At 61.8% G+C, this 18,240-nt stretch carries 13 protein-coding genes and 1 pseudogene; 7 read left to right on the forward strand and 7 right to left on the reverse strand.

Annotated elements, in window-relative coordinates:
• Positions 1–86: 86 nt before the first annotated feature.
• The 5 genes from F3Y30_RS18715 to F3Y30_RS18735 all read right to left on the reverse strand — a co-directional run bounded on the left by F3Y30_RS18715 (position 87) and on the right by F3Y30_RS18735 (position 5,578).
• Positions 87–2,003 (reverse strand): AAA family ATPase, encoded by a 1,917-nt coding sequence (locus F3Y30_RS18715; protein ID WP_203424185.1) that lies wholly within the window; start codon positions 2,001–2,003, stop codon positions 87–89.
• A 3-nt stretch (positions 2,004–2,006) separates the two neighbouring features.
• A complete protein-coding gene (locus F3Y30_RS18720) occupies positions 2,007–3,155 on the reverse strand; it encodes a hypothetical protein (RefSeq protein ID WP_203424186.1) in 1,149 nt (382 codons plus the stop codon).
• A gap of 70 nt (positions 3,156–3,225) precedes the next feature.
• Positions 3,226–4,314: a hypothetical protein gene (locus tag F3Y30_RS18725; protein ID WP_203424187.1), complete on the reverse strand. Its 1,089-nt coding sequence runs from the start codon at positions 4,312–4,314 to the stop codon at positions 3,226–3,228.
• Between the two features lie 221 nt (positions 4,315–4,535).
• Complete coding sequence (locus F3Y30_RS18730) at positions 4,536–4,919, reverse strand: cytochrome c family protein (RefSeq protein WP_203424188.1); 384 nt, start codon at positions 4,917–4,919, stop codon at positions 4,536–4,538.
• On the reverse strand, positions 4,916–5,578 hold the full coding sequence (locus F3Y30_RS18735; RefSeq protein WP_203424189.1) for a thymidine kinase: 663 nt from the start codon (positions 5,576–5,578) through the stop codon (positions 4,916–4,918). The genes F3Y30_RS18730 and F3Y30_RS18735 overlap by 4 nt, the downstream gene beginning before the upstream one ends.
• 244 nt (positions 5,579–5,822) lie before the next feature.
• On the opposite strand from F3Y30_RS18735, the gene F3Y30_RS18740 reads away from it, so the two are divergent.
• The 7 genes from F3Y30_RS18740 to ade all read left to right on the forward strand — a co-directional run bounded on the left by F3Y30_RS18740 (position 5,823) and on the right by ade (position 13,704).
• A complete protein-coding gene (locus F3Y30_RS18740) occupies positions 5,823–6,779 on the forward strand; it encodes a choline ABC transporter substrate-binding protein (RefSeq protein ID WP_203424190.1) in 957 nt (318 codons plus the stop codon).
• Positions 6,780–6,863: 84 nt separating this feature from the next.
• Positions 6,864–7,739 (forward strand): choline ABC transporter permease subunit, encoded by an 876-nt coding sequence (gene choW, locus F3Y30_RS18745; protein ID WP_203424191.1) that lies wholly within the window; start codon positions 6,864–6,866, stop codon positions 7,737–7,739.
• Positions 7,736–8,779, forward strand: coding sequence for a choline ABC transporter ATP-binding protein (choV, locus tag F3Y30_RS18750; protein WP_203424192.1), 1,044 nt, complete (start codon positions 7,736–7,738; stop codon positions 8,777–8,779). The genes choW and choV overlap by 4 nt, the downstream gene beginning before the upstream one ends.
• Positions 8,780–8,826: 47 nt before the next feature.
• Positions 8,827–9,597, forward strand: coding sequence for a HugZ family protein (locus F3Y30_RS18755; RefSeq protein ID WP_203424193.1), 771 nt, complete (start codon positions 8,827–8,829; stop codon positions 9,595–9,597).
• Positions 9,598–9,793: 196 nt separating this feature from the next.
• Entirely contained in the window at positions 9,794–10,126 is a 333-nt protein-coding gene (locus tag F3Y30_RS18760; protein ID WP_203426681.1) for a metalloregulator ArsR/SmtB family transcription factor, read from the forward strand.
• Between the two features lie 326 nt (positions 10,127–10,452).
• Positions 10,453–11,778 (forward strand): aspartate aminotransferase family protein, encoded by a 1,326-nt coding sequence (locus F3Y30_RS18765; protein WP_203424194.1) that lies wholly within the window; start codon positions 10,453–10,455, stop codon positions 11,776–11,778.
• 228 nt (positions 11,779–12,006) lie between these two features.
• On the forward strand, positions 12,007–13,704 hold the full coding sequence (ade, locus tag F3Y30_RS18770; protein WP_203424195.1) for an adenine deaminase: 1,698 nt from the start codon (positions 12,007–12,009) through the stop codon (positions 13,702–13,704).
• 162 nt (positions 13,705–13,866) lie between these two features.
• On the opposite strand, the pseudogene F3Y30_RS26750 reads toward ade, so the two are convergent.
• A pseudogene (locus tag F3Y30_RS26750) lies at positions 13,867–16,296 on the reverse strand (glucose/quinate/shikimate family membrane-bound PQQ-dependent dehydrogenase).
• A 278-nt stretch (positions 16,297–16,574) separates the two neighbouring features.
• Positions 16,575–18,236: an alpha-glucosidase gene (locus F3Y30_RS18780; RefSeq protein WP_203424196.1), complete on the reverse strand. Its 1,662-nt coding sequence runs from the start codon at positions 18,234–18,236 to the stop codon at positions 16,575–16,577.
• Positions 18,237–18,240 lie beyond the last annotated feature (4 nt).

The following is an 18,240-nucleotide window of genomic DNA, read 5'->3' on the forward strand; positions in this document are numbered from 1 at the left end:
CAAGGGCCGACCCACTCCCTGCCAAAACGCTCGTAGGCGGATAGGGTGCAAGGGGTCTCCCCGGTCGTTCGCAAGTGCCGACACTGTCACGTTTCCCACCGCCCGTCCGCTTTCATCGCTCCTATCTCCCGGATCGCCTTTTCGCGCTGGCGCTCGCGGCGGACGATATCGGCAACGGCCGCGTCGTCGGACTTGTCGGTGTAGCGGAACTCGCTGTCGGCGTAGCGGTTGATCTCCTGCAGGACCATCTCCATCGCAATCGGTCCCCGCAACTCTTCGATCATCGCTTTCTTTTCGTCGTAGGACTTGTGCATGAAGGCATCCGCGGTCGTGAACCAGTCATCGGGAAGCTCGACATCCATGGCGCGCATCTTGATCGCATCCGTGATGTTCCTGATCGCGCGACCGGTGAAGCGCGGTTCGGCTTCCTTGATCATGTGCAGATAGGCGCCGATATCGCTGAGCGAGGCGGCCGGGCCGTGCTCCTTCTCATAGCGCTCCCAGACCGCGATCAAGCCGTCCTCCTGCGGCTTGGAATGCTGCGCGTAGGACACCGAAACCGCGCGCTTTATCTCCTGCCCTGCGAAGAGATCGTGTTCGCCGAGCGGGATCGAATGGTTTTTCCCGACGAGGAGCGCGAAGATGTCGATGTAGTCGTCCTCCGTCTGCGGCCCGTCCACGAGCCAGCGGGCGCCGGCACGCTGACGAAGCGCATCGTCCACATTTTCCGGATAGTTGGAAAACATGCCGAAGGTGCAATTGCCGCGTACGACGGTGGAAGCCCCGGCGAAACTCTCCATGAGGACCGCCGTCACCTCGTGCTGGCCGGAAGACGCCCGGTCGTCTGAACGCTTCGCGGTGACCTGGTCCACGTCGTCGATCGTGCCGAAGCCGATCGCCTTCGGATTGATGACATTGTTGACGAATTCCTTGCAGTTCTGGCCGGACTTGCCCTGGTAGGAGGAAATCTGGTCGACGCCGAAATTCTCGTAGTGGAAGGGGTAGCCGGCAACGCTGCAATAGTCGTTGAGCAGCCCCGCCAGCATCTGGATGAGGATGGTCTTGCCCGTTCCGGGCATTCCGTCGCCGATGAAGGTGAAGAGAAAGCCGCCGAGCTCGACGAACGGATTCATCTGGCGCTCGAAGTCATAGGCCATCAGCATCTTGGCGAGCTTCATCGCCTGATACTTGGCAATGTGGTTGCCGATGATCTCGTTCGGCTGCTTGAAGGTCATCGCCAGCGGCTTGCGCTTCCGCCCCGGCGCGACATCGAAGCCGTCGAGCGTAAAATCGTCCTGCTCGATGCGCACATGCGTGTTCTCGAAGCTTTGAAGTCCGGTGAAGCGAGCCCTGCGGGCGATCAGCCCCTCGATAGCGACACGCGACAAGGCCCGTGCCCGGGCGGTCATGGCAATGTCGTCGGGTGCTCCCGAAATTGCGCGGTCGAGGGCGGCGATCAGACTTTTGAGCGCGTCCTGCGGCGTATCGAACAGATAGGCCGGCTCGTCCGTGTCATCGACCGGCTCGCCCTCGCCGGCAAGCGTCGCGCCGAGATAGGCCGCGAAGGTGAAGGCCGCCACATAGGCCGACGCCGACAGCAGGGCCTTGAACTGGCTTGCCTCGTCTCCTGACAGCGGCGCTGTGGCATTGCGTTGCTGCAGCGCCTCGAGCTGGGTCTGGCGAGCGAACACGTCGGCGACCGCAAGCGCGACCTGCGCGCCGCGACGCGCGCGGTAGAGAAGCGCATGCTGCGCAGGAGACATCAGCGGATCGCCGGCGCGCACCGTCTGGATCGTCCTGGCGAGTTCAACCTCGCGCGTGCGTCTCACCCCGGAGGTCGAAACCGTCGGGACGAAGCGGCGCCCCGTGCCGGCAAGGGACGTACCGCCCGCCCCCGTGTCGCCTTCCAGCGTGACAAGTTTCGTCACCAGCGCCTGCGCCACCGCCTGATGCTTGGCGATATCGTCTTCGTGGATCATTGTCAGACCCGTATTGAGGGACATCGCCTATACCTCGCTGATGACCTGATTGCCCGATATCACGTGCACCTTGTAGTCGCCGAAGATGGATTGCGCTTCGCCTGCGGCATAGAGCGTCTGGTAGGCATCGTGCGGTACGAGGGCATGCTTCTCGTAGGCGCTGACGCCCATCCGGGTAGCCTCCAGATTCTCCGTGTCGATATGGAATTCCTCCTGAGCCGGCGTCGAACTCCAGAAACCGTGCTTGGCCGGACGCTCCGCCTTGGAGAACACTTCCTGCACCGTCCACGTGAGCAACCAGGCACTCTCCGGCTTGCGCACCTTGGAGAGAATGGCGTTCACCTTGTCGTTGTTCTCCGTGATCCCTGCCGAATAGAAGGGGCCGAGAATGAAGCGGCGAAGCTGTTTCGGGTGAAGCTCGGGAAAATCCTTGTCGAGGTTCGTCGCGATCGTGATCGGCGTCAGCGAATAGGAACTGTTGTTCTTCGCGAAATCGTCGAAGCGGGATGCGAGCTTGGGGTTGAGAAGTCCTCCGACCGGCAGGGGAATGTCCACCTCGCTGTTGAGCTTGCCGTCGCTTGTGACGAGCATCTCGACGATTTCTTCCGTGGAGTCCTCGACAGTCGCCATGTAGACCATAGGCAGAGTATTCGTGCCGTCGAACGCACCCCAGCAAACAATGTAGTAGGGCCGCATAGTTTTCGGATTGACCGCGACGCGGATCGTTTCGGGAAGGATGAAGGGAGAAAAGATCTCGCCTTTGCCGATCTGTTCCAGATAGATCCGCTCCGCCATCCGCGCCTGGAGCTCGGCCGGAAACGCTCTTTGCCGCAGAATGAAGTCCGCCATCTCCGCGCGCAACGCGTCTGCCGCCGGGATGGCGGAGAGGCGCTTCTCGACGCTCTGCCTGTCGTTTTCCAGTTCCAGCACGTTCTGGAACACGGGAAAACCGCTCTCTGCCCGGGAAATGCGGAACTGGTCCATGAAGCCGACGCGGTTCTCCCAGCACGCGAAGGAGGCCTTCAGCCGGGCGAGGTAGGGCATGATGACCTCGCCGACGACGCTGTTCTTGTAAAGCGGCGAGTTGCGGTCTTCCAGGAAGATGCCGAGGCCAGCAAGGGCCGAACGGATGGATGTGAAATACTGCGCCACCGCGCCTTCGGCAGCGGCGTTCATTGCAGTACCCGCCCCATGCCGGAAGCATGGACCATCGCGTGCGCCCGAGGTCTGTCGATTGCGCGATCCATCACTGTTTCACGTAGTTGGCGGTGTTGTGCTTTTCCATCACCGCCGCAAAGCGCCGGGCAAAGGCATCGTCGGCGAGTTTCTTGCGGCGCTGGATGTCCTGGCTGCCGAGCATGTTCTTTTCGTGCATCTCCAGCAGGTCGCCGATATGGCGCTGCGCCGCCGAGCCGATGCCGGCCATCGTTTCTTCCGCCGCCGTGTCGACCTTGCTGCCAAGCGTGTTGATCCTGTGGGCGACATCCTGCTGCGCCGCTGTCTTCAGAGAGTCCTCCAGGGCCTTGTAGAGGACGATGCGCTGCTCGGTATCGATGGTCAGCTTGTTGATCAGCGTGTTCTGCGCGGCGATCTGGTTGTTCAGCGAATCGACGAACGTCTGGAACATCGACGTGTAGCGCTCCAGGGTCTGGCTCTCCGCCAGGAGTTCCTGCTCCTTCGCCTGCTTCTCGTTGTACTCGGTCGCAAGTCGCGAGCGCTCGCCCTCCAGCTCGGTGCGGACCTTCTGCTCGGTCGAGGCGGCGATCCGGTTTTCGATATCCATGAGCATGGGGTTGAGTTCCTCGATACGCTTCTGGACGGCTTCGAGGCTGGCCGTAGTCCCCTTGCGGCGCTCGATCACCTCGATGAGGCTTGCCTCCGAGGTCTTGTAGCGCTGGTCCAGGATGGACTTCTGCTCCTTGAGAATCCCGACGATCGTGTCGGACTTCGACAGAAGCTCCTGCAGGTTGCCGGCGAGCGACATGTTGCGCACCCGGTCCGTGCGCATCCGCTGCATCTTCTGCTTGGAGAAAACGCCGATGAACTTCTCGTAGCCCGTATAGCTCTTCATGCTCTCGAATTCGGAGCCGAACACGTTCGTCGCATCTTCGAGCCCGATGATGAGGTCGGCGATATTGGCCTCCATCACCTTCTGCTGATTGATCACATCCTGAATGCGGGCATTCTCGATGTCGAAATTGACGTCGCCTAGTTTCGTATCCGCCTTGGCGAACTGGTCGAGAACAGTGCCCGACTGTTCGAGCTTGCCCCGCATCTGCTCCACGACGCTGCGTGTCTGTTCGATCTCCGCGTCGAAATTCTGGAGTGTGGCCATTTCGTTCCCCCTGTTGCTGCGAAACCAGACGCGCCCGTCACGGGAATTATTCTGCCAGCGCCATCAACACATTGTATGATGCAACGGCCGTCAGAATACACCGAAACGGTTCGAGACATGATGTGGGGATGCGCGAACACGTCTCAAGGCCGCGACCGAAGATTGTTCGGCCGACGATCATTTTTTCACGCGGGCAGCGATCGGGGACAACGCGCAGTTCTTCAGTGCGCGGCGCCGGAATCCTTCAGATAGGCAATCAGGTCTGCGATGTCCTGCGGCTTGCGCAGCCCGGGAAACGTCATCGCGGTGCCGGGCACCATCGCCCTCGGCGCGACGAGGTATTCGGCCAGCCGGTTCTCGTCCCAGCGCTTGCCGTCGGCAGCAAATGACCGCATCGCTTGCGAATAGCTGAAGTCCGCAATAGCGGCGACTGGTCGCCCGACGATGCCCTGAAGCGACGGCCCGACGCGATTGACCGGCCCCGTCGAATGGCAGGTGGCGCATTTCCGGAAGACCGCCTTCCCCGCCTCCGCATCGCCCCCGGCTTCCGACGGACCGGCGGAGAGGAATGAAACCAGCAGGCCCGCGATAATCGCCCTCTTCACGTTTGTTCGCTTTCGCAGACCTCGGCAATCATCCGTTTGATGCCGGCGCCCGCGGGCTCGTCCTCGCGTCCGACGGCTTCATTCATCGTGTCTTCCCAATGCCGGCGGCAGAAGGAAACGTACTTGTCGTTCCCGCCCACTTCCACCTGCGCACCTTCCTTCATCACCCTGCCATCGGCCCCGAGCCTCACCACCATCGTCGCCTTGCGTCCGCAGTGGCAGATCGTCCTGACTTCCCGCAGTTCGTCCGCGATGGCGAGCAGCGTATTGGATCCCGGAAAGAGCTTGCCCTGGAAATCCGTGCGAAGTCCGTAGGCCATCACCGGTATGCCGAGCCGATCGGCGATGCGGGCGAGCTGCCAAACCTGCTCGGGAGACAGGAACTGGGCTTCGTCGACGAAAACACAGGCAATGTTCCCTGTACCGTCGCCACCAAGGCGCTCGATCAGGGCGAGAAGATCATCGGATGGATCGAACGCGATTGCATCGGACTGGAGCCCGATACGCGACGAGATGCGTCCTTTGCCGGCGCGGTCATCGAAAGACGCGATCAGGGTCACGGTCCGCATGCCGCGTTCCTGATAGTTGTACGACGCCTGCAACAGCAACGTGGACTTTCCCGCGTTCATTGTCGCGTAGTGGAAGTAGAGTTTGGCCATGAATTTCTCCGCGGCCGTTCATGCCCCGGCGCGCCCGGATTTTCCAGAGTTTGCGGTACAAAAATCACAGGAAAGAGCAGGCCCCGTTCATTACGACATTCATCCGTCAGATTGCGAAACGCAGTAAAATAAACTAGCCGCAGACGAGCTATCGCAAGACGCTAGATGGCTTGAAATGTCATTGGTTTGGTGGTTGGCTTCGGCATTAACAACATCAACAAATAATATTGAGGGGATTACAGGAATGAAATTCGCATCGCGTTTTACCATCGCGCTCGCCGCAGCCGTCTCTGTCTACGCAATCAGCACCTCCGGGGCATCTGCGGCCGAAGCCGAGAGCTGCTCCACCGTCCGCTTCTCGGATGTCGGCTGGACAGACATCACCGCCACGACCGCGACCGTCTCAAGCATATTGAAAGGCCTGGGTTACGAAACGGAAGTGACCGTTCTTTCCGTACCGGTCACTTACACGTCGCTGAAGAACAAGGACATCGACGTCTTCCTCGGTAACTGGATGCCTACGATGGAAGCCGACATCAAGCCCTTCCGCGAAGATGGCTCCGTCGAGACAGTTCGGGAAAATCTGGAAGGCGCAAAGTACACGCTCGCCACGAACGCGAAGGGCGAGGAACTCGGCATCAAGGACTTCAAGGACATCGCGGCCCAGAAGGACGCGCTCGGCGGCAAGATCTACGGCATCGAACCGGGCAATGACGGCAACCGGCTGATCATCGATATGGTCGACAAGGGCACCTTCGACCTGAAGGGCTTCGAGGTGGTCGAATCCTCCGAACAGGGCATGCTTGCGGAAGTCGCCCGCGCCGAACAGGACGGGGCACCGATCGTGTTCCTGGGTTGGGAACCCCACCCGATGAACTCCAACTTCAAGCTGACCTACCTTTCGGGCGGCGACGACATCTTCGGCGCCAACTACGGCGGCGCGACCGTCTACACCAACGTGCGGCAGGGCTACACCACCGAGTGCCCCAACGTCGGCCAGCTTCTGAAGAACCTGAAGTTCTCGCTTCCGATGGAAAACGAGATCATGGGCAAGATCCTGAATGACGGCAAGGATCCGGAAGCCGCCGCCACCGAATGGCTGAAAGCAAATGCCGCGGCGATCGAGCCGTGGCTTGCCGGCGTCACGACGAAGGACGGTGGCGATGGCCTCGCCGCAGTGAAGACCGCGCTCGGTCTCTGATAGACAAAGGAAGGCGGGAAGACACTTCCCGCCTTCCTCGCTCTCGGCGACTCCCTTTCAACCTGTGAACAGGGTTCAGATTCCGTGGATTGGCTCACTAACTTCAAGATCCCCATTGGCCCCCTGGCCAAGGAAGGGGTCAACTGGCTTACCTCGAACGGCAAGGGTGTCTTCGACTTCCTGAAGGTATTCCTGCAGGCAGGCATCGACGCGGTGCTCTTTGTGCTGCAGGGCCCCTTTGCCGGCGGTGGTGATGGCAACCTGGCCTATGCGCTCTTCATCATCGTGCTGGTGACTGCGCTCGCCTGGTACTTCCGGCGCTCCGTTGGCGTCGCGGCCTTCACGTTCGTGGGTCTGCTGCTGATCGTGAACCAGGGCTACTGGAAGGAAACGACGGAGACGCTGGCACTCGTTCTTGCCGCCACCGGCGTCAGCATGGTCGTTGGCGTCCCGCTCGGCATCGCCGCCGCCCGGCGTCCTTGGTTCTATGCCGTCCTGCGCCCGATCCTCGATCTGATGCAGACGATCCCGACCTTCGTCTACCTCATCCCGGCGCTCATTCTCTTCGGCCTAGGCATGGTGCCGGGCCTCATTGCCACGGTGATCTTCGCAATTCCTGCGCCGATCCGCCTGACACGGCTCGGCATCATCTCGACGCCGCCGTCACTGGTGGAAGCCGCGCAGGCGTTCGGAGCGACACCGTCCCAGGTCCTTCGCAAGGTCGAGCTTCCCTTTGCCATGCCGCAGATCATGGCCGGCCTGACGCAGACCATCATGCTGTCGCTTTCAATGGTCGTCATCGCTGCCCTCGTCGGCGCAAAGGGCCTCGGCGTTCCCGTGGTCAGGGCGCTGAACACGGTCAATATCTCCATGGGTTTCGAAGCGGGTCTGTGCATCGTTATCCTCGCGATCATACTCGACCGGCTTTTCCGCGCGCCCGATGAAGGAGATGCAGCATGACCGATGCCGTGGTCTTCAAAGACGTCGACATCATCTTCGGCGAGAATCCGGAACGGGCGCTCGCCATGGTGGACGCCGGCAAGAGCCGTGAGGAGATCGGCTCGGAGACGAGCCTCGTGCTCGGCGTCGCCGGTGCCTCGCTGACCATTACGGAAGGCGAGATTCTGGTGCTGATGGGGCTCTCCGGCTCCGGGAAGTCGACGCTGCTTCGCGCCGTCAACGGGCTTGCCCCGGTTGTCAGGGGCGGCGTAGAAGTCAGGACGCCATCCGGGCCGATCAATCCCTACAAGACCTCGCCGAAGGCGCTCCGCGACTTCCGCATGCACACGGTATCGATGGTCTTCCAGCAGTTCGCCCTGCTGCCCTGGCGCTCGGTCGCCGAGAATGTCGGCTTCGGCCTCGAACTGGCAGGGATGCCCGATGCCGAGCGGAAAACGCGGGTGGCCGAACAGCTCGAGCTCGTCAATCTCACCCGCTGGGCCGATCGCAAGGTCAACGAGTTGTCGGGCGGCATGCAGCAGCGTGTGGGACTGGCGCGTGCCTTTGCGACCGGCGCGCCGATCCTGCTGATGGACGAGCCGTTCTCGGCCCTCGATCCGCTGATCCGCACCCGACTGCAGGACGAGCTTCTCGAGTTCCAGCGCAGGCTCAAGAAGACGATCATTTTTGTCAGCCACGACCTCGACGAAGCCTTCCGCATCGGCAATCGCATCGCCATCATGGAAGGCGGACGCATCATCCAGTGCGGCACGCCGCAGGATATCGTCAAGAATCCCGCCAACCAGTACGTGGCGGATTTCGTGCAGAACATGAACCCGATCAACATGTTGACGGCGCGCGATGTCATGCAGTACGGCGTGGCCGCGGCAAGCGGGGGCGTGACGGCGACGGCCCGGCCCGATACGCCTCTCGTGGATGTTCTCGACGCCATGTCGAAGCAACCCGGACAGATCGGCGTCGTTGACAATGGCGCCGTCATAGGAACCATCAGCGCACAGAATGTGGTCGAGGGCCTGACGCAGCATCGTCGCCGCGAATGACCCTCGCAACGGCGGGTCCGCGAGGCCCCGCCAGATAGGAGGGTGGAATGAACGAACAGAAAGAGGACCGGCCAAGCGTCCTGCGCGAAACGGATGACGAAGCGATCGGGCTCGCCCGCTCCCTGCTTCGTTCTGCGCGCAGCTGCGCGCTCGCGGTCATTGAACCGGAGACCCAGTTTCCTTTCGCCAGCCGCACCCTGACCGGCATCGATGTCGACGGCGTTCCCGTCATCCTCGTCTCCGGGCTCTCGGTGCACACCCGCGCGCTTCGCAGGGATGGACGCTCCTCGCTGCTCGCCGGCGAGCCGGGCAAGGGCGATCCGCTTGCGCATCCACGGCTGACGGTTCTCGCTAAAGCCGAGGAAGTATCACGGGAAAGCACCGTATACGCGCGCTTGCGGGAACGCTTCGTCCGGCGCCATCCCAAGGCCAAGCTTTACGTCGACTTTCCGGACTTCGTATTCTTTCGCCTCGTTCCGGCCCAGGCGCATCTCAACGGCGGGTTCGGAAAGGCCTACGTGCTCACCAGAGGGGACCTGATGATAGGGTCTCCGGCCTGCCTGTCTCTCGCAGAAATCGAAAGCGCTTCGATTGATCACATGAACGCCGACCATGCCGACGCGGTCGGCCTCTATGCGACGCGACTGTGCAAGGCTCAGCCCGGAAACTGGAAACTCACTGCTATCGACGCGGCCGGGCTCGACCTGTCTCTTGGCGACGAACTCGTCCGGCTGGCGTTCGAACAAGAAATTCAGGATCCGATGGAACTCAGACCGCTGCTTGTGCGTTTGGCGACTGAGGCGAGATCTGGAAGCTGAACAGCGAAAACACGCAAGAAACTGCACGAATCCCTCAAAAAATGCCGTGCAGTGACCGAAAACTAGCGTTTAGCGTGTGCTAGCTACCCCCATTTCTTGCCCTTGATGTGTTCGATTTTGTTTATATGCTTAACTTGAGTTGATCAAAAGTCTCATAATTTGCAGCGCACGCATCCGAACGAGGTTTCGTATGGATATGATATCTGACAGTGAACAAGCACAGGCCGTAGTCGCATCGGACTTCCTGTCCGCTATGGCCAATCCAAAGCGTTTGCTGATCTTGCAAACGCTGGTAGAGGGCGAAGTCGCGGTCGGAGCCCTTGCGCATCGAGTTGGCCTGAGCCAATCGGCCCTCTCGCAGCATCTTTCGAAACTGCGGGCCCAAAACCTGGTCACGACCCGTCGTGACGCACAGACCATCTACTATTCGAGCAAGTCCGAAGCCGTGCTGACAATTCTGGCGGCGCTGGACAAGATCTATGGCACACGGAGCCAGGTTTTAGGCGAGAAGAAATTGCGGATCGCCTGATCCGGAGTTGACCGGTTGGAAACTCCGGGCGTCAGGCGATGTTCTGATCACCTGACGCGATGGGGTCATCGCCATTGCGGCGCGGCCATTCTTTGCCCTTGGCCGGCCGATCCCGTGAGACACGCATAAGCTGTCACGGCTTCCTTGCCCAAACCTTGCCGTTTCCTTCATTCCCATTCCCTCGCGGTCCGACAGGGTTGGCCCGTGGCCAGCCGAACTGCGCCGCCGGCGGCTTGACGCCGCAAGGTGCATCGCTACCCTGCCCCGCGGAATGAATCTGTTCACACCACGGGATTGGCCCCCGCCCGAAGACCACGGAGATCTCAATGTCCAATCGCCTGACCGCCCCCAATGACATGCGTGCCTTCTGGATGCCGTTTACCGCAAACCGCCAGTTCAAGAAGGAACCGCGCCTCTTCGTCAGCGCGAAGGACATGCATTACAAGACCCATGACGGCCGCACCGTGCTGGACGGGACCGCGGGCCTTTGGTGCGTCAATGCCGGTCACTGCCGGCCGAAGATCACGGAGGCGATTGCCGAACAGGCCGGCGAACTCGACTATGCGCCAGCCTTCCAGCTTGCCCACCCCAAGGCCTTCGAACTTGCGAACCGCCTGGTCGACATCGCGCCGGAAGGTCTCGATCACGTCCTCTACACCAATTCGGGCTCGGAATCGGTTGAGACCGCCCTCAAGGTGGCGCTTGCCTACCACCGTGCGAAGGGCAATGGATCGCGCACGCGGCTGATCGGTCGCGAACGCGGCTATCATGGCGTCAACTTCGGCGGCATCTCGGTGGGCGGCATCGTCTCCAACCGCAAGATGTTCGGCACGCTCCTCTCGGGCGTCGATCACATGCCCCACACCCACCTCCCAGAAAAGAATGCCTTCTCGCGCGGAGAACCTGAGCATGGCGGCGATCTCGCTTCGGAACTCAACCGCATCATAACGCTCCATGACGCCTCCACCATCGCGGCCGTCATCGTCGAACCCGTGGCGGGCTCCACCGGCGTGCTCATTCCACCGAAGGGCTACCTCCAGAAGCTGCGCGAGATCTGCACGCAGCACGGCATTCTCCTGATCTTCGACGAGGTCATCACCGGCTATGGCCGCCTCGGCGCCCCCTTTGCGGCGCAGTACTTCGACGTGAAGCCGGATATCATCACCACCGCCAAGGGGCTCACCAACGGCGTCATTCCGATGGGCGCGGTGTTCGTCACGTCAGAGATCCACGACGCCTTCATGACGGGCCCCGAGCATCTGATCGAGTTCTTCCACGGCTATACCTACTCCGGCAATCCGATCGCATCCGCCGCGGCACTCGCCACGCTCGACACCTACAAGGAAGAAGGTCTGCTCACCCGGGCTTCGGAGCTTGCCTCCTATTGGGAGGACGCGATCCATTCGCTGAAGGACTGCCCGCACGTCATAGACATCCGCAACGTCGGTCTGATCGGGGCAATCGAACTTGCGCCGATTGCCGGAGAACCGACAAAACGGGCCTTCACCGCCTTCCTGAAAGCCTATGAGAAGGGCCTGCTGATCCGCACGACCGGCGATATCATCGCCCTCTCCCCGCCGCTGATCATCGAGAAGCCGCAGATCGACGAACTGTTTGGCAAGCTTCGGGAAGTCCTGGTCTCCATCGCCTAAGGCGCAGCCCGCCCCTTCCGCGGCAATCGTTCAGCCGGCATCCTCGCGATGCCGGTTTGACCGTTGCTGCGATCTACCTCGACTGTCGAAGCGACCGCTAGTTCCTCCATGCGACAGGAAAAGTCGACCGGGGCTTGATCCGGACCATGCAGCGGGGGCAAAACGATAGGCGAATGCCAGACAACATCCTCCCCGCCATGCAGGGAGACGACACCAACGAGGAACAAGATGTCCAGACGCCTCGAAAACCTCATCGACCAGGGCACGGGCCGCGAACCGGCCGATCTCGTGCTCAAGGGCGGACAATTTTTCGATCTCGTGACAGGCGAGTTGGTGTCCTCGGACATTGCCGTCTGCGGCGACCGTATCGTCGGCACATGCGGGGAGTACCGTGGCGTCGAGGAGATCGACATTTCCGGCAGGATCGTGGTGCCCGGGTTCATCGACACGCATCTGCACATCGAATCCTCTCTCGTCACGCCGCACGAATTCGACCGCTGTGTCCTGCCTTACGGGGTCACGACTGCCATCTGCGATCCCCATGAAATCGCCAATGTTCTGGGTACCGAGGGGATCCAGTTCTTTCTCGACTCGGCGCTCGAGACGATCATGGACATTCGGGTGCAGCTTTCCTCCTGCGTCCCGGCAACTCATCTCGAAACCGCTGGCGCCGACCTGCCGGTCGAAAGGCTGCTGCCGTTCCGGTCGCACTCCAAGGTGATCGGTCTTGCCGAGTTCATGAACTTCCCGGGCGTCGTCCACAAGGACCCGATCTGCCTTGCCAAGCTCGAGGCCTTCCAGGGCGGACATATCGATGGCCACGCCCCCCTGCTCAGCGGCTACGACCTCAACGGCTATCTTTCGACCGGCATCCGCACGGACCACGAATGCACAACCGCCGAGGAGGCGCTGGAGAAGATCAGGAAGGGCATGCACATTCTCGTGCGCGAAGGATCCGTCTCCAAGGATCTGCTAGCGCTGATGCCCGTCATCACCGAGCGGCTCTCCCCTTTCATTGCGCTCTGCACGGACGATCGCAATCCGCTCGACATCGCCGAGCAAGGACACCTCGATTTCATGATCCGCACGGCCATCAACCATGGCAGGGCGCCGCTGGCCGTCTATCGGGCAGCTTCGATTTCCGCCGCGAAGGCCTTCGGCCTCAGGGACCGCGGCCTGGTCGCGCCCGGCTGGCGTGCCGATCTCGTGGTGATCGACACGCTGGAAGACTGCAGGGCGGAGATCGTGTTTTCAGCCGGGCGAAGGGTGACCGACGCGCTGTTCGCTTCCCGAAACACGGTCGCGCCCGTCGGGCTGGACAGCGTCAAGGCGCGTCCGGTCAGCGCAGCACAGTTCGCGGTTCCTGTCTCCGACAGGGAAACTCCGGTCATCGGAGTGATACCCGGAAAGATCATTACCGAGCACAGGCGCTACCGCCTTCCCGGTCGCGGCAACCAGACCACCGTCGACCTCGATCGCGACATCATCAAGGTCGCGGTGATCGAGCGGCATGGCAAGAACGGTAACCATGCCAACGGCTTCGTCCAGGGCTTCGGCCTTAAGAAGGGCGCCATCGCCTCCACGGTCGGGCACGACAGCCACAACATATGCGTCGTGGGCGTCGACGAGGACGACATGGCCGCGGCAGCGAACCGGCTGCGCGAGATCAAGGGCGGCTTCGTCGTGGTCGAGGACGGCAAGGTCACCGGTGAGATCGCCCTACCCGTGGCGGGCCTGATGAGCCTCGAGCCCTACGAGCAGGTGCGCGACACCCTGCACCATCTGCGCCAGGCCGCCTACCGCCTCGGCGCAACACTCGAGGAACCCTTCCTGCAGCTTGCTTTCCTTCCCCTGCCGGTCATTCCCCACCTGAAGATTTCCGACAAGGGCATGGTGGACGTGGACCGGTTCGAGCTCATCGTGTGAACCTGCTGCCGCGCGATCGCCAACGACGGGTGCCGGTTCCGCCAGCAGCGGCCCGAGAAGCTCCGCCAGAAGTCACCATGCGTCCGGCAGCTCCCCACCCATCTGCACGAACAGAAAAGGTGCCCCTGGGGCGCCTTTTCCTTGTGTGCGTCTGCGTCCGGGTCAGTTCGGGAGCGCGAAAGCGATCACATAGTCGCCTCTGTCAGGCGACTGCCGAGCTCCGCCAGCCGAGATCACGATGTACTGCTTTCCGGTGGTCGGCGACTTGTAGCTCATCGGGCCACCCTGACTGCCGACGGGCAGCCGGGCCTTCCAGACCTCTTCCCCCGTCGCGGTATCGAAGGCCCTGAGGTAATAGTCCTGGGTGCCGGCGATGAAGACGAGACCGCCCTGGGTCGCGAGTGTGCCGCCGAGGGTCGGCATGCCGATCGGGATCGGCAGGCCCATCTTGAAGCCGAGCGGCCCCGTATCCTGGACGGTCCCCACCGGCACCTGCCAGGCGACCTTCTGGGTCTTCATGTCGATGGCGGTCATCGTGCCGAAGGGGGCTTCTGGCAAGGAATGCCGAGCGGCGAAAGGAAGCGGTTCTTGACCACAGAATAGGGCGTCCCCTTCATGGGAACCATGCCCATGCCGGTGTTGGTGCTCTCACCCCCGCGTTGGTCGCCCCGCTGTCAGGCTCCTGCTCGAACATCTGGATCCAGAGGCCGAGACGCATGTCGTTGACGAACAGGTAGTCGCTGTTCGGGTCCATCGAAAGACCGCCCCAGTTCATGCCGCCGAGTGAGCCCGGGAAGCTGAGCGAGAGGTCGGTGTCCGGCACCGTATAGAGGCCGTCATAACGCATCTCCTTGAAGGCGATGCGGCACAGCAGCTGGTCGAACGGCGTTGCCCCCCACATGTCGGACTCCGTCAGCGTCTCCGCGCCGATCTGCGGCATGCCGACGGACTTCGGCTGCGTGGCGGAATAGGGCTCGTTCGGAATCGTGCCCGGCTTGACCGGGAAGTCCTTCACTTCCGTCAGCGGCTGGCCGGTAGCCCGGTCGAGAACATAGAGCTGTCCCGCTTTGGTGCCGAAGACCAGTGCCGGAGTGCTGGTGCCGTCGGCCTTCTTGAAGTCGAAGAAGGTCGGCTGCATCGGAACGTCGAAATCCCAAAGGTCGTTGTGGACGGTCTGGTAGACCCACTTCTCACGACCGGTCGTGGCGTCCAGCGCCAGCATCGAGGCGCCGTATTTGTGATCCAGCGGTGTCCGGCTGACGCCCCACAGATCGACGGAGGGGCTGCCGACGGGCATGAACACGGTGTTCAGCGCCGGATCATAGGACATCGCGGCCCAGACGTTGGGCGTGCTGCGGGTATAGCTCTCGCCCGAGGGTGGCAGCAGCGTGATATCAGGATTTCCGGGATCGAACGCCCAGCGCAGCGCGCCTGTCACGACGTCGAAGCCGCGCATGACGCCGCCGGGCATGTCGACCTGCACGTTGTCGGCGACCCGGCCGCCAACGACGACGGTCGTTCCGGCAAGCGTGGGAGCCGAGGTCAGCACATAGCTCGGATCAGGAGCGTCACCCATGCCGATCTTGAGATCGACCCGGCCGTTGGTGCCGAAGTCGGGGCAAAATGCACCCGTGTCGGCATCGAGAGCGATCAGTTCGGCCTTGATGGTGTTCATCAGGATCCGACGCTCGCAAACTGCGCCTGGCGCGACCGTCACGGGGTCACCGGCGTCGAGCCCGGCACCGTCGGCTGTGCGAGGGGAGCCGTCGCGTCGAAGTATGCAAGGCCCCGGCACCGCATCCAGACCGAAGATTCGGCGTTGATTTCAGTCTTCCAGAGTTCCTTGCCCGTATCCGCATTGACGGCGATGACGTTGTTGTGCGGCGTGCAGAGGAAGACGCGATCACCGACCTGCAGCGGGGTCTGCTGATCCTCGGCACCGTTGGCGCCGGGGCTGATCGGAGTGTCTCCCGTGTGATAGGTCCAGGCGACCTGCAGATCCTTGATGTTGTCGCGGTTGATCTGGTCGAGGGCGACGAAACGGCTCCCTCCGGCGGTATTGCCGTAGTGCTCCCAGTTCTTCTGCTCGGTCTCTGGCGTTACCGCCGTCAGAGCCGGCGCATTGCCGCTGGCGCCGACCGTCGGGTGCGGTACGAACATGGCGGCAAGCGCCGCGGCAGACGCGATCGCAAGCACGCCGCCGACCGCAAAGGATGAGGCGTAGGCCGGGGCAAGCCCCGCGGCGCGCCGCAAAAGCGGATAGGAGAACGCGATCACCGATGTGCCGATCGCCATGGCGAGAAGGCGGGAGATCAGGGGCCAGAATTCCAGCCCGGCGTCCCATACTGCCCACACGGCCGTCAACAGGAAGACGAGCCCGAAAAGCAAGCCGCCGGACGGCTTGCGCCGCATGACGAGGATACCGGAGACGACGATACCCACGCCTGCCGCGAGGAAGTACCAGCTTCCTCCCAACGACACGAGCTTTGCCCCGCCGATTGCGAAGGCAAGGCCCGCAAGCGTTACGATCGCTCCGAGAACGAACAACCATAGCCTGGCCGGACGCGAGGTTCCATCAGTTGGGTTTTCCATGGGTGATTCCAGATTCTTATTGCAAGGACTGTGTTGTGGCCGCGGTGGCGACACCATCCTTTCGACGGCGCAACGCACGCGCAGGCGACATTCATTGCACCTATGACAAAAGAAGCCGGGACGGAAGTGCGGATGTAGGATTCAAACGGAAAATCAATACACGATCTCGGTTTCCCGCGAACCCTCAGAGCAAAGCGGAAACAACCATAAGTATTTCAGTCGCGCATAGATTCGCGCAACCTGCTTCTTCATAAGAAGATACTGGCGGCTTGGAGGCGTCAGAGCCTGATGCACGCCATGTCGAGTGCGTCGAGTTCGATCGCTCCTTCCTTGAGCTTCGCACCGAATCCGGGAACGGAAACCGCTTCCCCGAGCTTCATGGATTTCGGTGGCGTGAACTCGGCCTTCTCACGGGTAAGATTGAAGACGAAGAGCAGCTTCTCCCCAGCCTTTTCGCGGGTGAAGGCCAAAAGGTCCTGGTTGGAGGGAACGAAGGTCATTTCCCCGTCCCGAAGCACCGGCATGTCCTTCCGGAAGATCAGCGTACTGCGATAGTGGTTGAGAACGGAGCCGGACATCTTTTCCTGGCTGTCCACCGCGAGACGCGCATGCACCTCGGGCACCGGCAGCCAGGGCTTGCCCGCGCTGAAACCCGCATGGGCCTTGCCGGCCTCCCACGGGATCGGTGTGCGGCAACCGTCCCGTCCCTTGAAGGCCGGCCAGAACCGGATTCCATAGGGGTCGCGTAGATCCTCGAAGGCGAGGTCCGCCTCCGTCAGTCCCAACTCTTCGCCCTGATACAGGCAGATCGATCCGCGCAGGGTGGAAAGCAGCGTGATGGCGAGCTTTGCCACGCGTTCGCGCTCCTCCGGCTGTTCGATAAATCGGCTGAGATGACGAACGACGTCATGGTTGGAAAAGGCCCAGCATACCCAACCGTCTGCCACGAGCTTCTGGAAGCGGGAAACGCAGTCGCGGATGTGCGCCGCGGTGAAATCCGGGCCGAGCAGGTCGAATGTGTAGCACATATGCAGCTTGTCGCCGCCGCTTGTGTACTCGGCAACGGTCTTCAGCGAGCGCGCACCGTCACCCACCTCGCCGACGGACGTTCGCCCCTCGTAGCCGTCGAGAAGCTTGCGGAACCGCTTCAGGAAAGCGACGTTTTCCGGCTGCGTCTTGTCATGGAGGTGATTCTGCATGCCGTAGGGGTTGACGTCGGGGGCGTCGAGCCCGGCCTCTTCCGCGTCCGGCTCGTGGGGCGGATTGTTCCGGAGCTTTCTGTCATGGAAGTAGTAGTTGACGGTATCGAGCCGGAAACCATCGACCCCGCGATCGAGCCAGAACCGTGCCGCATCGAGAACCGCCTGCTGGACTTCCTTGTTGTGAAAGTTCAGGTCCGGTTGCGAGGTCAGGAAGTTGTGCATGTAGTACTGCCGGCGCACGCCGTCCCACTCCCAAGCGGGTCCGCCGAAGACCGATAGCCAGTTGTTGGGAGCCGTCCCGTCGGGTTTGGGGTCGGCCCAGACAAACCAGTCGGCCTTTGCGTTTTCCCGGCTGGAGCGGCTTTCCTTGAACCATGGATGCTGGTCGGATGTGTGCGAGATCACCTGGTCGATGACTACCTTGATCCCAAGCGCGTGAGCTTCGGCAAGCATGGCGTCGAAATCCGCGAGTGTCCCGAACATCGGATCGACGTCGCAGTAGTCCGATACGTCATAGCCCATGTCGGCCATGGGAGACTTGAAGAACGGAGATAACCAGATCGCATCGACCCCGAGCGAAGCGATGTGCGGCAGGCGTTCCTTGATCCCCTTGAGATCCCCGATACCGTCCCCCGTCGTATCCTGGAAAGAGCGGGGATAGACCTGATAGAGCACGGCGCCCCGCCACCAATCCGCATCTGCGGCTTGCTTGGCGGTGTCGCGAACGGATGTCGTCATGGGG

The organism is Sinorhizobium sp. BG8 (assembly GCF_016864555.1).
GTDB lineage: Bacteria > Pseudomonadota > Alphaproteobacteria > Rhizobiales > Rhizobiaceae > BG8.